Source organism: Streptomyces sp. NPDC088252 (assembly GCF_044740965.1).
Taxonomy (GTDB): Bacteria; Actinomycetota; Actinomycetes; order Streptomycetales; family Streptomycetaceae; genus Streptomyces.
This window is the reverse complement of sequence record NZ_JBIURS010000001.1, coordinates 153,377-167,002: the sequence shown is the minus strand read 5'-3', so window position 1 is coordinate 167,002 and position 13,626 is coordinate 153,377. Positions and strand designations below refer to the sequence as shown.

The window sequence follows — 13,626 nt, the reverse complement described above, 5'->3', positions numbered from 1 at the left end:
CGCCGTGGCGCCCGCGGACGTACGAACCGTTCTGTACGGCGGCCTCGCGGCACTCCCGCATCTCCACCCGGACGACGACACCGATCCAATTCGCCGGCGCCGATCGCCGCGAGGCCGCGCGCGGCCCTTCCGGGCCGCCACGGCGAAGGGACGGGCGGGCGGCCGTCAGGCCAGGATCGGGATGAGTCCCAGGCCGAAGACGACGTAGAAGAGTGCTGCCACGGCCAGTCGCCCGGGGGTGAGCTTGTGGGCACGCATCGTCACCAGGAGGTAGACGATCGCGGCCATGGTGATCAGTCCGGCCCAGAGCAGGGCGCCGTCGAACTTCCAGCTGGTGAACAGCAGTCCCAGGCCGCTGGGGACGGTCGCCTGGATCATCATGGCGCCCGAGATGTTCGCCAGGGCCAGCTTGGTCTTGCCCTGACGGACCCAGATGATCGCGTTCATGATCTCGGGCAGCTCCGTCGCGATCGGCGAAAGGAGCAGCGCGGTGACCGCGGCCGAGAGGCCGAGCATCGGGCCGATCGCGTCGAGCTGCTTCACGAACAGCTGGGACGCGAAGAAGATGACGACCAGTGTGGCCAGGGTCTGGACCACGACAGCCCAGGTGGCCGGGGTGGCGGCCTTGGGCCGGAGCTTCAGCGGCTCCAGTACCTCGTCCTCCTCGCCGTCGTCGCCGCTGCGGATCTCGCGCCAGAAGTAGACGGCGTAGGCACCGAAGAACAGCAGGCCGAGGGCGGGCTTGAAGGCGAAGGCGACCAGGCCGAGGGCGACCTTGACGACGAAGATCGGCAGGAACCACTTCTGGTCCTTGGCCAGCCGCTTCATGTCCTTCTCATCACCCAGCGCCTCGACTCCGTCGGGGCCGTCGGCCGGCCTGCCGGTGGTGGCCAGGACCAGGCTGCGCTCCTTGCGGCGTTCGAGAAGCAGCATCCCGCCGGTCACCCCGTAGGCGACCGTGGCCAGCGCCAGCGGACCGCCCATCGCCGCGCCGACGCCGATGTTCCTGGCCTCCTCGGTGGCGCCCGTGGTGACCGCGACCAGCGTCACCACCGACTCGGGCAGTGCCGTGCCGAACGCGGCCAGGATCGTGCCGACCGCCATCTTCCCGACATTGAGGCGCTCGCCCAGCCACTCGACCGCGTTGACGAACCACTCGCACGCGAGATAGATCGCCACCGCACACATGATGAGCAGAACGAAATGGATCACACTGACCGCCCGGCTTTCCCGCACCGCGGGTTCCTGGGCGACACGCGGCGGGAGTCCCGGCGTACGACCTCGGCCCCGCGACGTACGTACATCGTCGACAAAGAGCCGAAGGTCTCGCCCACCCGGCAGATTCTGCACGGGCCCGGCCACCGGGAGCCGAGGGGCTCCAGCATGTCGACGACCGGTTTTGCGGGGCTACTCCCCTTCGCAGCCGCCCACTGTACACAGACCCGGCACACCCCGGAACCGGCCTGCTCCGTCGATGGTCCTCCGGGCGGCCCCGACGTCACACCGCGGGTCCGGTGCCGCCCGCTCCTGAGCCGGTGATCAGGGTCTGCAGCGCGGGCGCGTACAGGTCCGCGATGTGTTCGGGGCCTGCCTCCGCGCCGGCGCCGTCGCGGTGGAGGCTGAGGGTGGCGCCGAGGCCGAGGAGGTGGCCGGCGATCAGTTCGGCACGCAGAGCGGGTTCGGGGCCGGGGAGGCGGGCGGCCAGGGGGTCGGTGACCTGTTCGTGGAAGCGGTCGCGCAGCAGGGAGCGTTCGTCGCGGTTGCCGAGCGAGAAGACGACCCGCAGCAAGGGGTCGGACTGCAGTTCCCGGCGTCGTCTCACCAGCGTCACGACCATGTGGCGGCCCAGCGTACCGAGCGGTGCGTCGAAGAGTTCCGCGGCTGCGGGGCCGAAGTCGGCGACGGTGTTGAAGAGTTCTTCCTTGCGGCCGAAGTGCTTGACGACCAGCGACGGGCTCACCCCCGCGTCGGCCGCTATGGCCCTGATGGTCACCTCGGCGTACGGACGCTGTGTGAACGCCCGGCGTGCGGCGCGCAGGATCGCGTCCCGGCCCGTGCCCGCCGCGTCCACGGCACCCGGCGCCGGTACGGTGGCCTGCCCGCTGGTCATGTGCCCTCCCGGATCGACATCGTCCGCACACCGTCCTCCCGGTCGCGGGCGGCGTCGCGGCTCCCTTCGACCGTACCCGTCGCGGACCTGCGGGCGCCGGGCAGGAACAGCGTGACCAGCAGCGCCGCGAGCGCCGCGCCCGCCGCGATCAGGAAGACCACCTGGTAGGCGTGGAGCGTCGGGGCCGTCCGGCCACCCGCCAGGAACGTGAGGTTGGCGAGCACCGCGGCCACCGTCGCGCTGCAGAACGCCTGCCCGACCGACCTCATCAGGGTGTTGAGACCGTTGGCCGCGCCGGTCTCGCCGACCGGGACGCCGCGCATCACCAGTGCGGGCAGCGCCGAGTACGCGATGGCCGTGCCCGAGGCGACGACCGTCGCACCGGCGATGATCGCCCAGAGGCTGTGGCTGGTGAAGTACCGCACCACGTATCCGGCCGCGATCACCCCCGCCGCCACCGCCAGGCTGACCTTCGGACCGTACTTCGCGGAGATCCGCGCCGAGACCGGTGAGAGCGCCACCATCATCACGCCGCCCGGCAGCAGACACAGCCCGCTGACGACGAGCGAGGCGCCCAGCCCGTATCCCGTCGCCTTCGGTTCCTGCACCATCTGCGCGGTGACCAGGGAGTTGGCGTAGAAGGCGAAGCCGATCAGCAGGGCCGCGACATTGGTCAGCAGGACGGCCGGGCGGGCCGAGACGCGCAGGTCGACCATGGGCGTCGCGACGCGCAGCTCGTACGCGCCCCAGACCGGCGCCAGCACCACGGCCGCGACGAGCAGTGAGACCGTACGGGCCGATGTCCAGCCCCAGTCCGCGCCCTGGGTGACCGCGAGCAGCAGACAGACGAGGGTCCCGGACAGGCCCAGCGCGCCGACGGCGTCGAAACGGCCGCGGGTGCGGATCGGGGACTCCGGTACGCACCACAGCACCAGCAGGATGTCGATGACGCCGATCGCTCCCGAGACCCAGAACATCGTGTGCCAGTCGAAGTTCTCGACGACGAGTGCCGCGACCGGAAGTCCGATCGCCGCGCCGATGCCGAGCGTCGAACTCATCAGCGCCACGGCGGACAGCACACGCTCGGGCGGGAGTTCGTCACGCAGGATGCTGATGCCCAGCGGTGCCACGGCGAGCGCCGCGCCCTGCAGGGCGCGGCCGGCGATCAGCACCCCGATGTGGGAGCTGACCGCGCACAGCACCGAACCCAGCACCAGCACCATGAGCGAGGCCACGAGCACGCGACGCTTGCCGTACATGTCACCGACGCGGCCCAGGACGGGCGTGAAGACGGCGCCGGTGAGCAGGGTGACGGTGACCAGCCAACTGGCCGCGGCCGGGGAGGCGCCGGTGAGGGCCGGGATGTGCGGAAGCAGCGGTACGACGATCGTCTGCATGACCGCGACCACGACGCCGCAGAAGGCCAGCACGCCGACGGCGAAACGGGGGTGCGGGGCCTGTTCACCATTGATGGTGGCGGCAGTGGGGGCGGGTATGTCCGCGGGCATGGCTCTCCGTACGGTGCTCGTCGGCCAGGGCATCGCGCAGGGGGTGCACGAGCGTTCACCCCCTCAGGGTAAACGCCCGTGCACCCCCTCGGCGACAGGAAGTACGGACACCGCGTTAGCCTCGAAGACCCGGGCTCCGGGCCCGGACGACACGGACGAGAAGGCGAAGGTGGCTGCGATGGCGAAGGTTCCTGCAGCGGCGGTGGCGGCGAGCGGGCTGGTCGGCGGGTACGCCGTCGCCCGGTGGACGAAGAAGCGCCCGCTGGGCGGGGTGGCCCTCGCCGCCGCGGGCAGCGTCGCCGCGTACGAGTGGAACCGGCAGGCGGGACCGCGTGCGGCCGCCGGGCTGACCGCCGCGTATGTCGCCGCGTTCGCCGGTTCGCACCCGCTGGCCAAGAAGGTCGGCGCCTGGCCCGCCGTCTTCGCCGTGGCGGGCGGCGTGGCCGCCGCGTCGTGGGCGGTCACACACCGGGCCGCCTGACTCAGGCCCCTGCGGGCGCCCGGCGCCCGTCCTCGCGAACGGCCCCGGGGCGCGCCGGGCCCCGGCTTCCGTGGGACCGGATGCCCCGGACCCCGCGCGCCCTGCGTCCTACGCCCCCAGCGCCCGCGACACGGTATAGATCAGCAGCCCCGCCAGCGCACCCACCACCGTGCCGTTGATCCGGATGAACTGCAGGTCGCGGCCGATGTGCGCCTCGATCTTCTTCGACGTCTGGTCCGCGTCCCAGCTCGCGACCGTGTCGCTGATCAGCGACGTGATCTCCGTGCGGTACGTCGTGACGACATAGACCGCCGCGTCCTCCAGCCAGCCCTCCAGCTTGGCCTGCATCCGCCCGTCCGTCGCCAGCCGCGCGCCGAACGTCAGCAGCGAGGCGCGCGCCCGCAGCCGCAGCTCGCTCTGCTCGTCGTCCGCCGCCGCGATGACCATCGTGCGTACGGACGACCAGGCCGACGCGATGACCTCCTGGACCTCACCGCGCCCCAGGATCTCCGACTTCAGCCGCTCCACCCGCGCCCTGGTGTCCGTGTCCGTCCGGAGGTCGGCGGCGAAGTCCGTCAGGAAGGTGTCGATCGAGGCGCGCGCCGGGTGCCCCGGCATGTCCCGCATCTCCGTGATGAAGCGCAGCAGCTCCTTGTAGACCCGCTCCCCCACCCGCTTGTCGACGAACCGCGGCGTCCAGCCCGGCGCCCCGCCCTGCACCGCGTCCATCACCGAATCGCCGTGCAGCACCAGCCAGTCGTGGGCGCGCACACAGATCAGGTCCACCATCCTGCGGTGGCCGCCGTCGGCGACGATCTTCTCCAGCATCTTGCCGAGGCCGGGGGCGATCTCCGCCGCGTTGGCCCGCCGGGTGATCGCCTCGCCCACCACGGCCTGCACATCGGAGTCCCGCAGCACCGTCAGCGCACCGCGCAGCGCGGTCGACAGCTCGGCGGTGACCCGGTCGGCGTGCTGCGGCTCGGCCAGCCAGGCCCCGAGCCGGCCGCCGATGCCGAGGGAATGTATACGGCTGCGCACGACATCGCCGGAAAGGAAATTCTCCCCGACGAAGGAACCCAGAGAGGCCCCCAGCTGGTCCTTCTTGGTGGGGATGATGGCGGTGTGCGGGATCGGCAGGCCAAGCGGACGCTTGAACAGCGCCGTGACGGCGAACCAGTCGGCCAGCGCACCCACCATCCCCGCCTCGGCCGCCGCGGCGACGAAGCCCGGCCAGCCGCCCACGCCCGCGTTCTTCGCCCAGGTGGCGAGGACGTACACCAGCGCGACCAGCAGAAGGAGGCCCGTCGCCGTGGTCTTCATCCGGCGTACACCGCGCCGCTTCTCCTCGTCGGCGGCGGTGTACGCGAACGAGGCAAGGGGGGCCGGACGGCCGCCGGGCCCGGAACGGGCCGCGCCCACCGCCTGCTCGTGGGCACGCTCCGCCTGGCCCGCACCCTGTTCCCCGGGTCCGGTCCGATCGATCCGTTCCATCCGCTCCACCCGTCCGCGTACGTATCGCCCCCGGTGTCCCGTACGCATTGTCCTTACCTGACCTACTCCCGGGCCGCACGTCGAGTTCCCGGAGCCCTGCCCCATCATGGGACCAGCCCGACCATCACGAGGAGACACACCGCCCATGCCCAGGCGTCAGGGGTACGCCCTGCTCATCGCCCTCGTGGCGGGCACCGCCGCACTCGCCGCCGGGGTGGCGTTCGCCGGCCCGTTGCTGTTCTCCGGTTCCGGCACCGGCCGCAAGCAGATCGCCGCACCCGATCCGCGGTCCGTGGCCCGTACGCCCGCCGCGCCCGCCCACTCCACCGGCCTCTGGCTCAGCACCTGGACGGCGGCACCCACCACCGGCGTGATCGACACGTACCACGGCGGCGACCCGGCCCGGCGCACCATCCGTAACGTCGTGCACACCAGCGTCGGGGGCGACGCGGCCCGCATCACCCTCTCCAACCTCTTCGGTACGCGCCCGCTGGTGATAGACCACGCCACGGTGAACACCCGCCCCGTGACCTTCCGGGGCGCGTCCGCCGTGACCGTCGCCGCGGGCGGGCGGGTCGTCAGCGACCCGGTCGTCGTCCCGGTCGCCGCCGACGCGGATCTCGTCGTCGCCCTGCGCACTCCCACCGCCGAGGGTCCCGTCACGATCCACCCGGGCACCCACCAGACGTCGTACGTGGAGGACGAGCGGGGCACCTGGCGCACCACCGACTGGCGCTACCTCACCGCCGTCGACGTCCACAACGAGACCGCCGCCGGAACGATCGCGGTGATCGGCGACTCGCTCACGGCGGGCACCGGCTCCACCCTCGACGCCAACAGCCGCTGGCCCGACGTCCTGGCCGACCGCCTGCACGACCGGTACGCAGTGGCCAACGCGGGCATCGCGGGCAACCGCATCCTGCGCGACGGAAGCGGTGTGCGGGCGAGTGCCCGCTTCGACCGCGACGTACTGGACGTCGCCGGGGTGAGGACCGTCGTCATCGCGCTGGGCATCAACGATGTGCAGCAGTCCCCGCAGGAGACCGACCCGCGACGCATCGCGGACGCCCTGCGGTCCCTGACCCGGCGCGCCCACGCACAACGACTGCGGGTCGTCGGGGCGACGCTGATGCCGTACGAGGGGTTCCGCACCTGGACCCCCGCCCGGAACGCCGTACGGGAACAGGTCAACGACCTCATCCGGGCGGGCGGGGTCTTCGACTCGGTCATCGATTTCGACAAGGCGGCCCGCGACCCGTACCGCCCCTCCCGGCTCCTGCCGTCCTACGACTCCGGCGACCACCTCCACCTGAACGACACGGGCTACCGGCGGCTGGGTTCGCTGGTGGACCTGGCGGCCCTGCGGCACGGACAGCCCGTCTCCGACCAGCTCTGAGAGAAGGACGGGGCCGCCGCGGCGAAGGGCCGTTCGGGCAGGGCGCGGGACAGAACAGCCTCGGGGCTCAGTCCTCGAACCGGCCCGAGGCCCCCTCGCCCTTCTCCGACCCGCCGCGCCGCCGGTCCAACTCCCGGGCCCGTTCGGCCTCCTTCAACCGCTGCTTCTCCGCCTTGCTCCGCTTGCGCTCCACACCGACGCCGCCCATCAGCGCGAACCCGGTGATCCGCACCCGCGGGGAATCCGGCGACAGAACCCCCTCGTCCTTCGAGTGCTCCCCGAAGCCGCCCATGATGCCGATGCCCCTGACGTCGGCATTCAGTTCCGGCGGCACCACCACATGAATGCCGCCCATGATCGTGATGCAGCGGATGACCACCTCACGGTCCTCGAAATTGGCCTCGCGCAGATCGATCTCACCACCGCCCCACATCGCGAACGCGGTGAACTTCCGGCCCACCGTCCAGTTCCCCCGGCGGCCGAACCCGCCCCAGAACGCGAAGGCCCCGCTCGACGTAGCGGGCTTGCCGACCCGGTCCGCCCAGCGCGCCCCCGATCCCGTCGCCGCGCGTACCGGGGCCTGGCTCAACGAGGCGATCTCCGCTCCCGGCGCCGGAAGGTCACGTACGAGCGGCTCCAACTCCCCGTGCGTACGCGCCTTGTAGGCCGATTCGAGCCGCTGCTCGAACTCCTCCATCTCCAGCCGGCCCTCGGCCACCGCCTCGCGCAGGGTCTCGGCGACACGCTCACGCTCGGTATCGGAGGCACGCATTTCCGGAAGGTCACTTGTCATACCGCGCAGCCTATTGAACGCGTACGCTCCCGTCACCGACCCGCAGGCCGCCGGACGACGCGTACATCTTCGCGATCACGGCCTCGATGTCGGGCTCGCGCACCGACAGGTCGACCAGCGGGTAGTCCGCGGCGATCCGGGCGACCAGCGGCGCGGCCGACTCCGAGGCCGGGAAGGCCAGCCACTGGCGCGGCCCCTCCACCTTCACCGTGCGGACCGAAGGCGACGAGTCCAGCCGGATCGGAGGGAGTTCACGCTCCAGGTCGACCACCAGGGTCCGCTCGCTCTCGCCCACCTCGTGCAGCCCGGCGAGCGCGCCGTCATACATCAGCCTGCCGTGGTCGATCACCATCACGCGCTTGCAGAGCTGCTCGATGTCCGTCAGGTCGTGCGTGGTGAGCAGCACGGTCGTTCCGCGTTCGGCATTCAAGTCCCTCAGGAATTGGCGGACTTTGACCTTGGACACGACGTCCAGGCCGATCGTCGGCTCGTCCAGGTACAGCACCTCGGGATCGTGCAGCAGCGCCGCCGCGATGTCACCGCGCATCCGCTGCCCCAGCGACAGCTGCCGTACGGGTACGTCCAACAGCTCGCCCAGGTCCAGGAGTTCGACGCATCGGTCCAGATTTTCGCGGAAGCGGGCGTCGGGAATCCGGTACATCCGGTGCATCAGCCGGTAGGAGTCGCGCAGTGGCAGGTCCCACCAGAGCGTGGTGCGCTGGCCGAACACCACCCCGATCCGGTGCGCCAGCCTCGTACGCTCCCTCGACGGGTCGATGCCCGCCACCCGCAGCCGGCCGCCGCTCGGGGTGAGGATGCCGGTCAGCATCTTGATCGTGGTCGACTTCCCGGCGCCGTTCGGCCCGATGTAGCCGACCATCTCGCCCCGCGCGATGCGGAAGCTGATGGAGTCGACGGCGCGTACCTGGTGGCGTTCACCACGCATGAAGCCGGTCTTGCGGCGCACGTCGAAGACCTTCTGTACGTTGTCGAGCTCGATGAAACCGGCGCCGGTGCGTGTGGTGTCGGTGGTGTCGGTGGTGTCCATACCGCTGACAGCGGTATCGGTGTCGGGTCCCGCGTCCATGTCCCTCATCCCTGACCTCGTCCCTGCCCTGGCCTGTCCTGTCCTGCCCGGTGTTCCGTCAACTTCCCGTGCTGCGGTAGGCGCGCAGCCCCGTGCGCCAGGCCAGACCCGCGAGCAGCCCGCACAGGCCCGCCACCACCGGGGGCAGGAACGCCACCCAGTCCGGCAGGTCCAGCGGATAGTCCCGGCCCAGCACGTAGAGCGCGGGCAGCCAGTTAACGAAGGCCAGCGGCACCACGAACGTCACCCCGCGCACCAGATCCTTCGCGAAGATCGACGGCGGGTACTGGAGCAGCGTGTTCCCTCCGTACGTGAAGGAGTTCTGCACCTCGGAGGCGTCCTGCGCGACGAACTGGAACGCCGCCCCGGCCACGAACACCGCGGCGAAGATCGACGCCCCGCTCAGCAGCATCAGCGGGACCATCACCACCCTCAGCGGCGTCCAGTCGACGTCCAGCGCCACCAGCGCGTACCCGAGAACCAGCGCCCCCTGGGTGATCCGCCCCAGCCTGCGCAGCGCGAACCGGTCCGCCGCCACCTGGGCGAGCACCGGCACTGGCCGTACCAGCAGCGTGTCCAGCGTGCCGTCGCGCACTCGCCGCCCCAGTCGGTCCATCGAGCCCATCACCAGATCGGCGAGCCCGAACGCCGTGCCCGAGGCCCCGTACAGCAGGGCGATCTCGGGCAGTGAGTAGCCGCCCAGCGCGTCCACGTGCGAGAACATCAGCAGGATCGCGACGAAGTCGAAGGCGGTCGCCGCGAAGTTCCCGAACGCCGTCATCGCGAACGAGGCGCGGTACGCCATCGTCGAGCGCAGCCACATCGCCGCGATCAGCCCGTATGCCCGGACCCCCTCGACGAGCCTCGACCGCTCGACGAACACCACCTCGGGCGGGTCCGCCGTCCCGGCCCCGGCCGCCTTCGCCGCCCCGGCCGTCTCAGCCACCCTGGACCACCACCCTCCTCGTCGCCACCGACTGCACCAACCGCCCCACCAGCAGCAGCGTCACCGCCCAGCCGCCCTGGAAGGCGTACGCCTCCACCAGACCCCACCCCGTGTGCTTGCCGAGCAGCACATCGGCGGGGACCTGGAGCAGCGACGACCACGGCAGCGCCCGCGCCACCTCGCCCAGCACGCCGGGGAACAGCGTCAACGGCAGCAGCATCCCGGAGAAGAACATCCCGGCCAGGGCCGTCATCTGCGACACCCCCGCCCCGTCCAGCAGCCAGAACGCGGAGAGCGCCACCAGATAGCGGATGGCGAAACTGACCACGACACCGAGCGCCACCGAGACGAGAAAGGCCAGCCAGATCCCCGGCGAGCCGGGCAGCGCCAGCTCGAAGGCGAGCGAGCCCAGGAACATCGGGACGATGCCGCGGCCCAGCAGATGGAACGCCGCCCGCCCCAAGTCCCCTGCCAGCCACCACAGTTGAAGGTCCACGGGCCGATAGAGATCGACCGCGACATCGCCGGTACGGATCCGCTCGATCAGCTCGTCCTCGAAACCGCCGCCCATCATGGCGCAGGTCATCAGCAGAGCCTGCCCCAGCCAGACATAGGTGAGGGCCTCGGGCATGTCGTAACCGCCGAGCCGCGGACGCTGGTCCCACAGCGCCACATAGGTGTACGTCATGATGAAACCGAAGACGGTGTTGGTGAAGACTCCCGCCGCCGTCGCCGTCCGGTAGGTGGCATAGCGCCGGAACCCGCCCGCCGCCACCACCGCGTACAGCCGCACGCATCCACCCCCGTCGCTCGTCGCTCGGGCGCCCAACGGCGTTGGACACCAAAGCGCAAGACCTTAGACCAGTGGAGGCAGCCGCCGCGACCGCTTTTCGGGGGTCGATCCGAGGCATATTCCATCAAAAAGGGCACTATGAGGGAACTGACCGCGGCCGAGGAGTCTGCACGGACATGAGCGACGAGCCACAGCAGCCGAGCGGGGAGAACGAACCCCGGCCCTGGGCCCCCAGGGATCCGTCCGCCCACGACGACAACAGCGCTCACGCCGTCCACGGCAGCCAGAGCGGCCACGGCGGAGAAGCGGGCGGCGGGCACGGCAGGGCGAAGGAGCCCGAGCGCCCCAAGCGCACCGGTTGGCGCCGCGCCGTCCCCACCTGGCGGATGGTCGTCGGCGCCGTCCTCGTCGTCGTCGCCCTCCTGATCGGCGGCTTCATCGCCGGGTACGAACTCGTCGGCATCCCGCCCGCCAACGCCAGCGCCACCGCGCAGTCCAACGTCTACCTCTACAAGGACGGCAGCGTCATCGCCCGCTCCGGCGAGGTCAACCGGGAGAACGTCGAACTCGCCCAGGTCCCACTCACCGTCCAGCACGCGGTCCTCGCCGCCGAGGACCGCGACTTCTACTCCGAACGGGCCGTCGACCTCATGGCCATGGCCCGCGCCGCCTGGAACACCTTCACCGGCAAGGGCACGCAGGGCGGGTCGACCATCACCCAGCAGTACGTCAAGAACTACTACCTCGGCCAGGAACAGACCGTCACCCGCAAGATGAAGGAGTTCTTCATCGCGGTCAAACTCAACCGCGAGGAGTCCAAGAGCCAGATCTTCCAGGGCTACCTCAACACCAGCTACTTCGGCCGCAACGCCTACGGCATCCAGGCCGCCGCCCAGGCCTACTACAGCAAGGACATCGGCTCGATCACCACCGCCGAGGGCGCCTACCTCGCCTCTCTCCTCAATGCCCCCAGCGCGTACGACGTCGTCGTCCACCCCGAGAACAAGACCGCGGCCCTCGCGCGCTGGAACTACGTACTCGACGGCATGGTCAAGGAGAAGTGGCTCGGCGCCGGCGAACGCGCCGCCATGAAGTTCCCCGTGCCGGGCAAGGTCAAGCCGCCCACCGGACTCTCCGGACAGCGCGGCTACATCGTCCAGGCCGTCGACGACTACCTCACCAGCAACAAGATCATCGACGAGAACACCCTGGCCACCGGCGGCTACCGGATCACCACCACCCTGGAGAGGAAGAAGCAGAACGCGCTCGTCAAAGCCGTCGACGACAACGTGATGTCCCAGACGAGCACCGACCGCCAGGCCGACCGCAACGTCCGCGTCGGCGGCGCCTCCATCGACACCGCCACCGGCCGGGTCGTCGCCATGTACGGCGGTATCGACTACACCAAGCAGTACGTGAACAACGCGACCCGCCGCGACTACCAGGTCGGCTCCACCTTCAAGCCGTTCGTCTTCACCTCCGCCGTCGCCAACGGCTCCACCACCCAGGACGGGCGGCGCATCACTCCCAACACCGTCTACGACGGCATGAACAGGCGCATGGTCGAGGGCCCCGACGGACCCACCGGATACTCCCCCGCCAACGAGGACGACACCGACTACGGCCCCATCACCGTCCGCAGAGCCACCGACAAGTCCGTCAACGCCGTCTACGCCCAGATGGCCGAGGACGTCGGCCCCAAAAAGGTCGAGCAGACCGCCATCGGCCTCGGCATCCCCGAGAACACCCCCGACCTCGCCCCGTACCCATCCATCGCGCTCGGCGTCGCCACGGCGAGCGTCCTCGACATGGCCGAGGCGTACGCCACCCTCGCCGACCACGGCAGGCACGGCGCGTACGTCCTCGTCGACAGGGTCAGCAAGGGCGGCACGGACCTGGAACTCCCCGGCAGGAACACCGGGCGGGCCGTCAGCCGGGAGGCGGCCGACACCACCACGGCGATCCTCCAGAGCGTCGTCGAGAGCGGCTCCGGCGCCGCCGCCCAGGCGGCCGGCCGCCCCGCCGCGGGCAAGACCGGCACCGCCGAGGACGACAAGGCGGCCTGGTTCGCCGGATACACCCCCGACCTCACCACCGTCATCGCCGTCATGGGCCAGGACCCCGAGACCGGCGTGCAGAAATCGCTCTACGGAGCACTCGGACTGGCCCGCGTCAACGGCGGTGACACACCCGCCCGCACCTGGGCCCAGTACACCGAGGCCGCGCTCCGCGGCACCGTCATCCAGGACTTCGACCTCAACCTCGAAAGCGGCGCCGAGGAAACCGCCCCGCCCACCGAACAGAGCAGCAGCCCCGGCAGCACCGTGACACCGTCCGGGCCCCCCGTCGGCACTCCGCCCGGCAGCACTGGAAGCACCTCGCCCAGCGGCCCGCCCGGACCCGGAACCGGCGGACCCGCCATCGGCGGCACGGAGACCGGCGGCCCGACCGGCGGCGGCGCCGCGAACGGCGGTGCGGTGAACGGCGACGGGAACATCGGCGGTCCGGGCGGCCCCGACACCGGGAACCGCCACGACTTGTTCCCGGGCGCCCCGGGCACCCCCGTCCCCTCGGCGCCCTCGCTGCCCATGGCACCGCCGGCACCCGTGGCACCGCCGGCACCCCAGGCGCCCGTGGCACCGCCGGCGCCCCCGGCGCCCGTGGCACCGCGTCAGTGACCCGAGGTCGCCTTCAGCCCCACGACGGCCACCAGCAGCAGACAGACGAAGAAGATCCGGGCGGCGGTCGCCGGCTCACCCAGCACCACCATGCCGAGGATCGCCGCACCGGCCGCACCGATGCCGACCCACACGCCGTACGCCGTACCGATCGGAAGCGTCCTCGCCGCATGGGACAGCATCACCATGCTCGCCACGATCCCGAGCCCCGTGAACACACTCGGCCACAGCCGGGTGAACCCCTCGGTGTACTTCATCCCGATCGACCAGGCCACTTCCAGCAGACCGGCGACAACCAGCAGAACCCACGCCACGACAGCACCTCCGACAAGACAGAACGCGA

The 13,626-nt window shown here is 70.9% G+C and carries 12 protein-coding genes; 3 read left to right on the top strand and 9 right to left on the bottom strand.

What is annotated here, in order from left to right; translation table 11 throughout:
- Window positions 1–165 precede the first annotated feature (165 nt).
- The 3 genes from ACIOHC_RS00715 to ACIOHC_RS00705 all read right to left on the bottom strand — a co-directional run bounded on the left by ACIOHC_RS00715 (window position 166) and on the right by ACIOHC_RS00705 (window position 3,618).
- Window positions 166–1,212, bottom strand: a complete 1,047-nt coding sequence (locus ACIOHC_RS00715) for a sodium:calcium antiporter (RefSeq protein WP_401841214.1) — start codon at window positions 1,210–1,212, stop codon at window positions 166–168.
- 286 nt (window positions 1,213–1,498) lie between these two features.
- On the bottom strand, window positions 1,499–2,110 hold the full coding sequence (locus tag ACIOHC_RS00710) for a TetR family transcriptional regulator (protein ID WP_351073393.1): 612 nt from the start codon (window positions 2,108–2,110) through the stop codon (window positions 1,499–1,501).
- The gene (locus ACIOHC_RS00705) at window positions 2,107–3,618 is read right to left on the bottom strand and encodes an MFS transporter (protein ID WP_401840787.1); all 1,512 of its coding nucleotides are present in this window, start codon (window positions 3,616–3,618) and stop codon (window positions 2,107–2,109) included. The genes ACIOHC_RS00710 and ACIOHC_RS00705 overlap by 4 nt, the downstream gene beginning before the upstream one ends.
- A 178-nt stretch (window positions 3,619–3,796) precedes the next feature.
- Here ACIOHC_RS00705 and ACIOHC_RS00700 point away from each other — a divergent pair, with 178 nt between their 5' ends.
- Window positions 3,797–4,099, top strand: coding sequence for a hypothetical protein (locus ACIOHC_RS00700; RefSeq protein WP_376208080.1), 303 nt, complete (start codon window positions 3,797–3,799; stop codon window positions 4,097–4,099).
- Between the two features lie 108 nt (window positions 4,100–4,207).
- On the opposite strand, the gene ACIOHC_RS00695 is transcribed toward ACIOHC_RS00700, so the two are convergent.
- Window positions 4,208–5,590 (bottom strand): DUF445 domain-containing protein, encoded by a 1,383-nt coding sequence (locus ACIOHC_RS00695; RefSeq protein ID WP_351073399.1) that lies wholly within the window; start codon window positions 5,588–5,590, stop codon window positions 4,208–4,210.
- Window positions 5,591–5,735: 145 nt separating this feature from the next.
- On the opposite strand from ACIOHC_RS00695, the gene ACIOHC_RS00690 reads away from it, so the two are divergent.
- On the top strand, window positions 5,736–6,986 hold the full coding sequence (locus ACIOHC_RS00690) for an SGNH/GDSL hydrolase family protein (RefSeq protein WP_351073400.1): 1,251 nt from the start codon (window positions 5,736–5,738) through the stop codon (window positions 6,984–6,986).
- A gap of 67 nt (window positions 6,987–7,053) precedes the next feature.
- Here ACIOHC_RS00690 and ACIOHC_RS00685 read toward each other — a convergent pair whose 3' ends face one another.
- The 4 genes from ACIOHC_RS00685 to ACIOHC_RS00670 form a co-directional block, all read right to left on the bottom strand.
- Window positions 7,054–7,758 (bottom strand): DUF1707 domain-containing protein, encoded by a 705-nt coding sequence (locus ACIOHC_RS00685; protein WP_351073402.1) that lies wholly within the window; start codon window positions 7,756–7,758, stop codon window positions 7,054–7,056.
- 31 nt (window positions 7,759–7,789) lie between these two features.
- On the bottom strand, window positions 7,790–8,827 hold the full coding sequence (locus ACIOHC_RS00680) for an ATP-binding cassette domain-containing protein (protein ID WP_351073599.1): 1,038 nt from the start codon (window positions 8,825–8,827) through the stop codon (window positions 7,790–7,792).
- Window positions 8,828–8,924: 97 nt separating this feature from the next.
- Window positions 8,925–9,752 carry an ABC transporter permease gene (locus tag ACIOHC_RS00675; RefSeq protein ID WP_389635973.1) on the bottom strand — a complete coding sequence of 276 codons (828 nt, stop codon included), beginning with the start codon at window positions 9,750–9,752 and terminating at the stop codon, window positions 8,925–8,927.
- Window positions 9,753–9,804: 52 nt separating this feature from the next.
- On the bottom strand, window positions 9,805–10,605 hold the full coding sequence (locus ACIOHC_RS00670; RefSeq protein ID WP_351073404.1) for an ABC-2 family transporter protein: 801 nt from the start codon (window positions 10,603–10,605) through the stop codon (window positions 9,805–9,807).
- A 176-nt stretch (window positions 10,606–10,781) separates the two neighbouring features.
- Between ACIOHC_RS00670 and ACIOHC_RS00665 the strand changes: the two genes are divergently transcribed.
- Window positions 10,782–13,283, top strand: coding sequence for a transglycosylase domain-containing protein (locus ACIOHC_RS00665; protein ID WP_389635921.1), 2,502 nt, complete (start codon window positions 10,782–10,784; stop codon window positions 13,281–13,283).
- Here the strand turns inward: ACIOHC_RS00665 and ACIOHC_RS00660 are convergent.
- Window positions 13,277–13,597, bottom strand: a complete 321-nt coding sequence (locus ACIOHC_RS00660; RefSeq protein ID WP_351073407.1) for a multidrug efflux SMR transporter — start codon at window positions 13,595–13,597, stop codon at window positions 13,277–13,279. The genes ACIOHC_RS00665 and ACIOHC_RS00660 overlap by 7 nt on opposite strands.
- Between the last annotated feature and the right edge of the window lie 29 nt (window positions 13,598–13,626).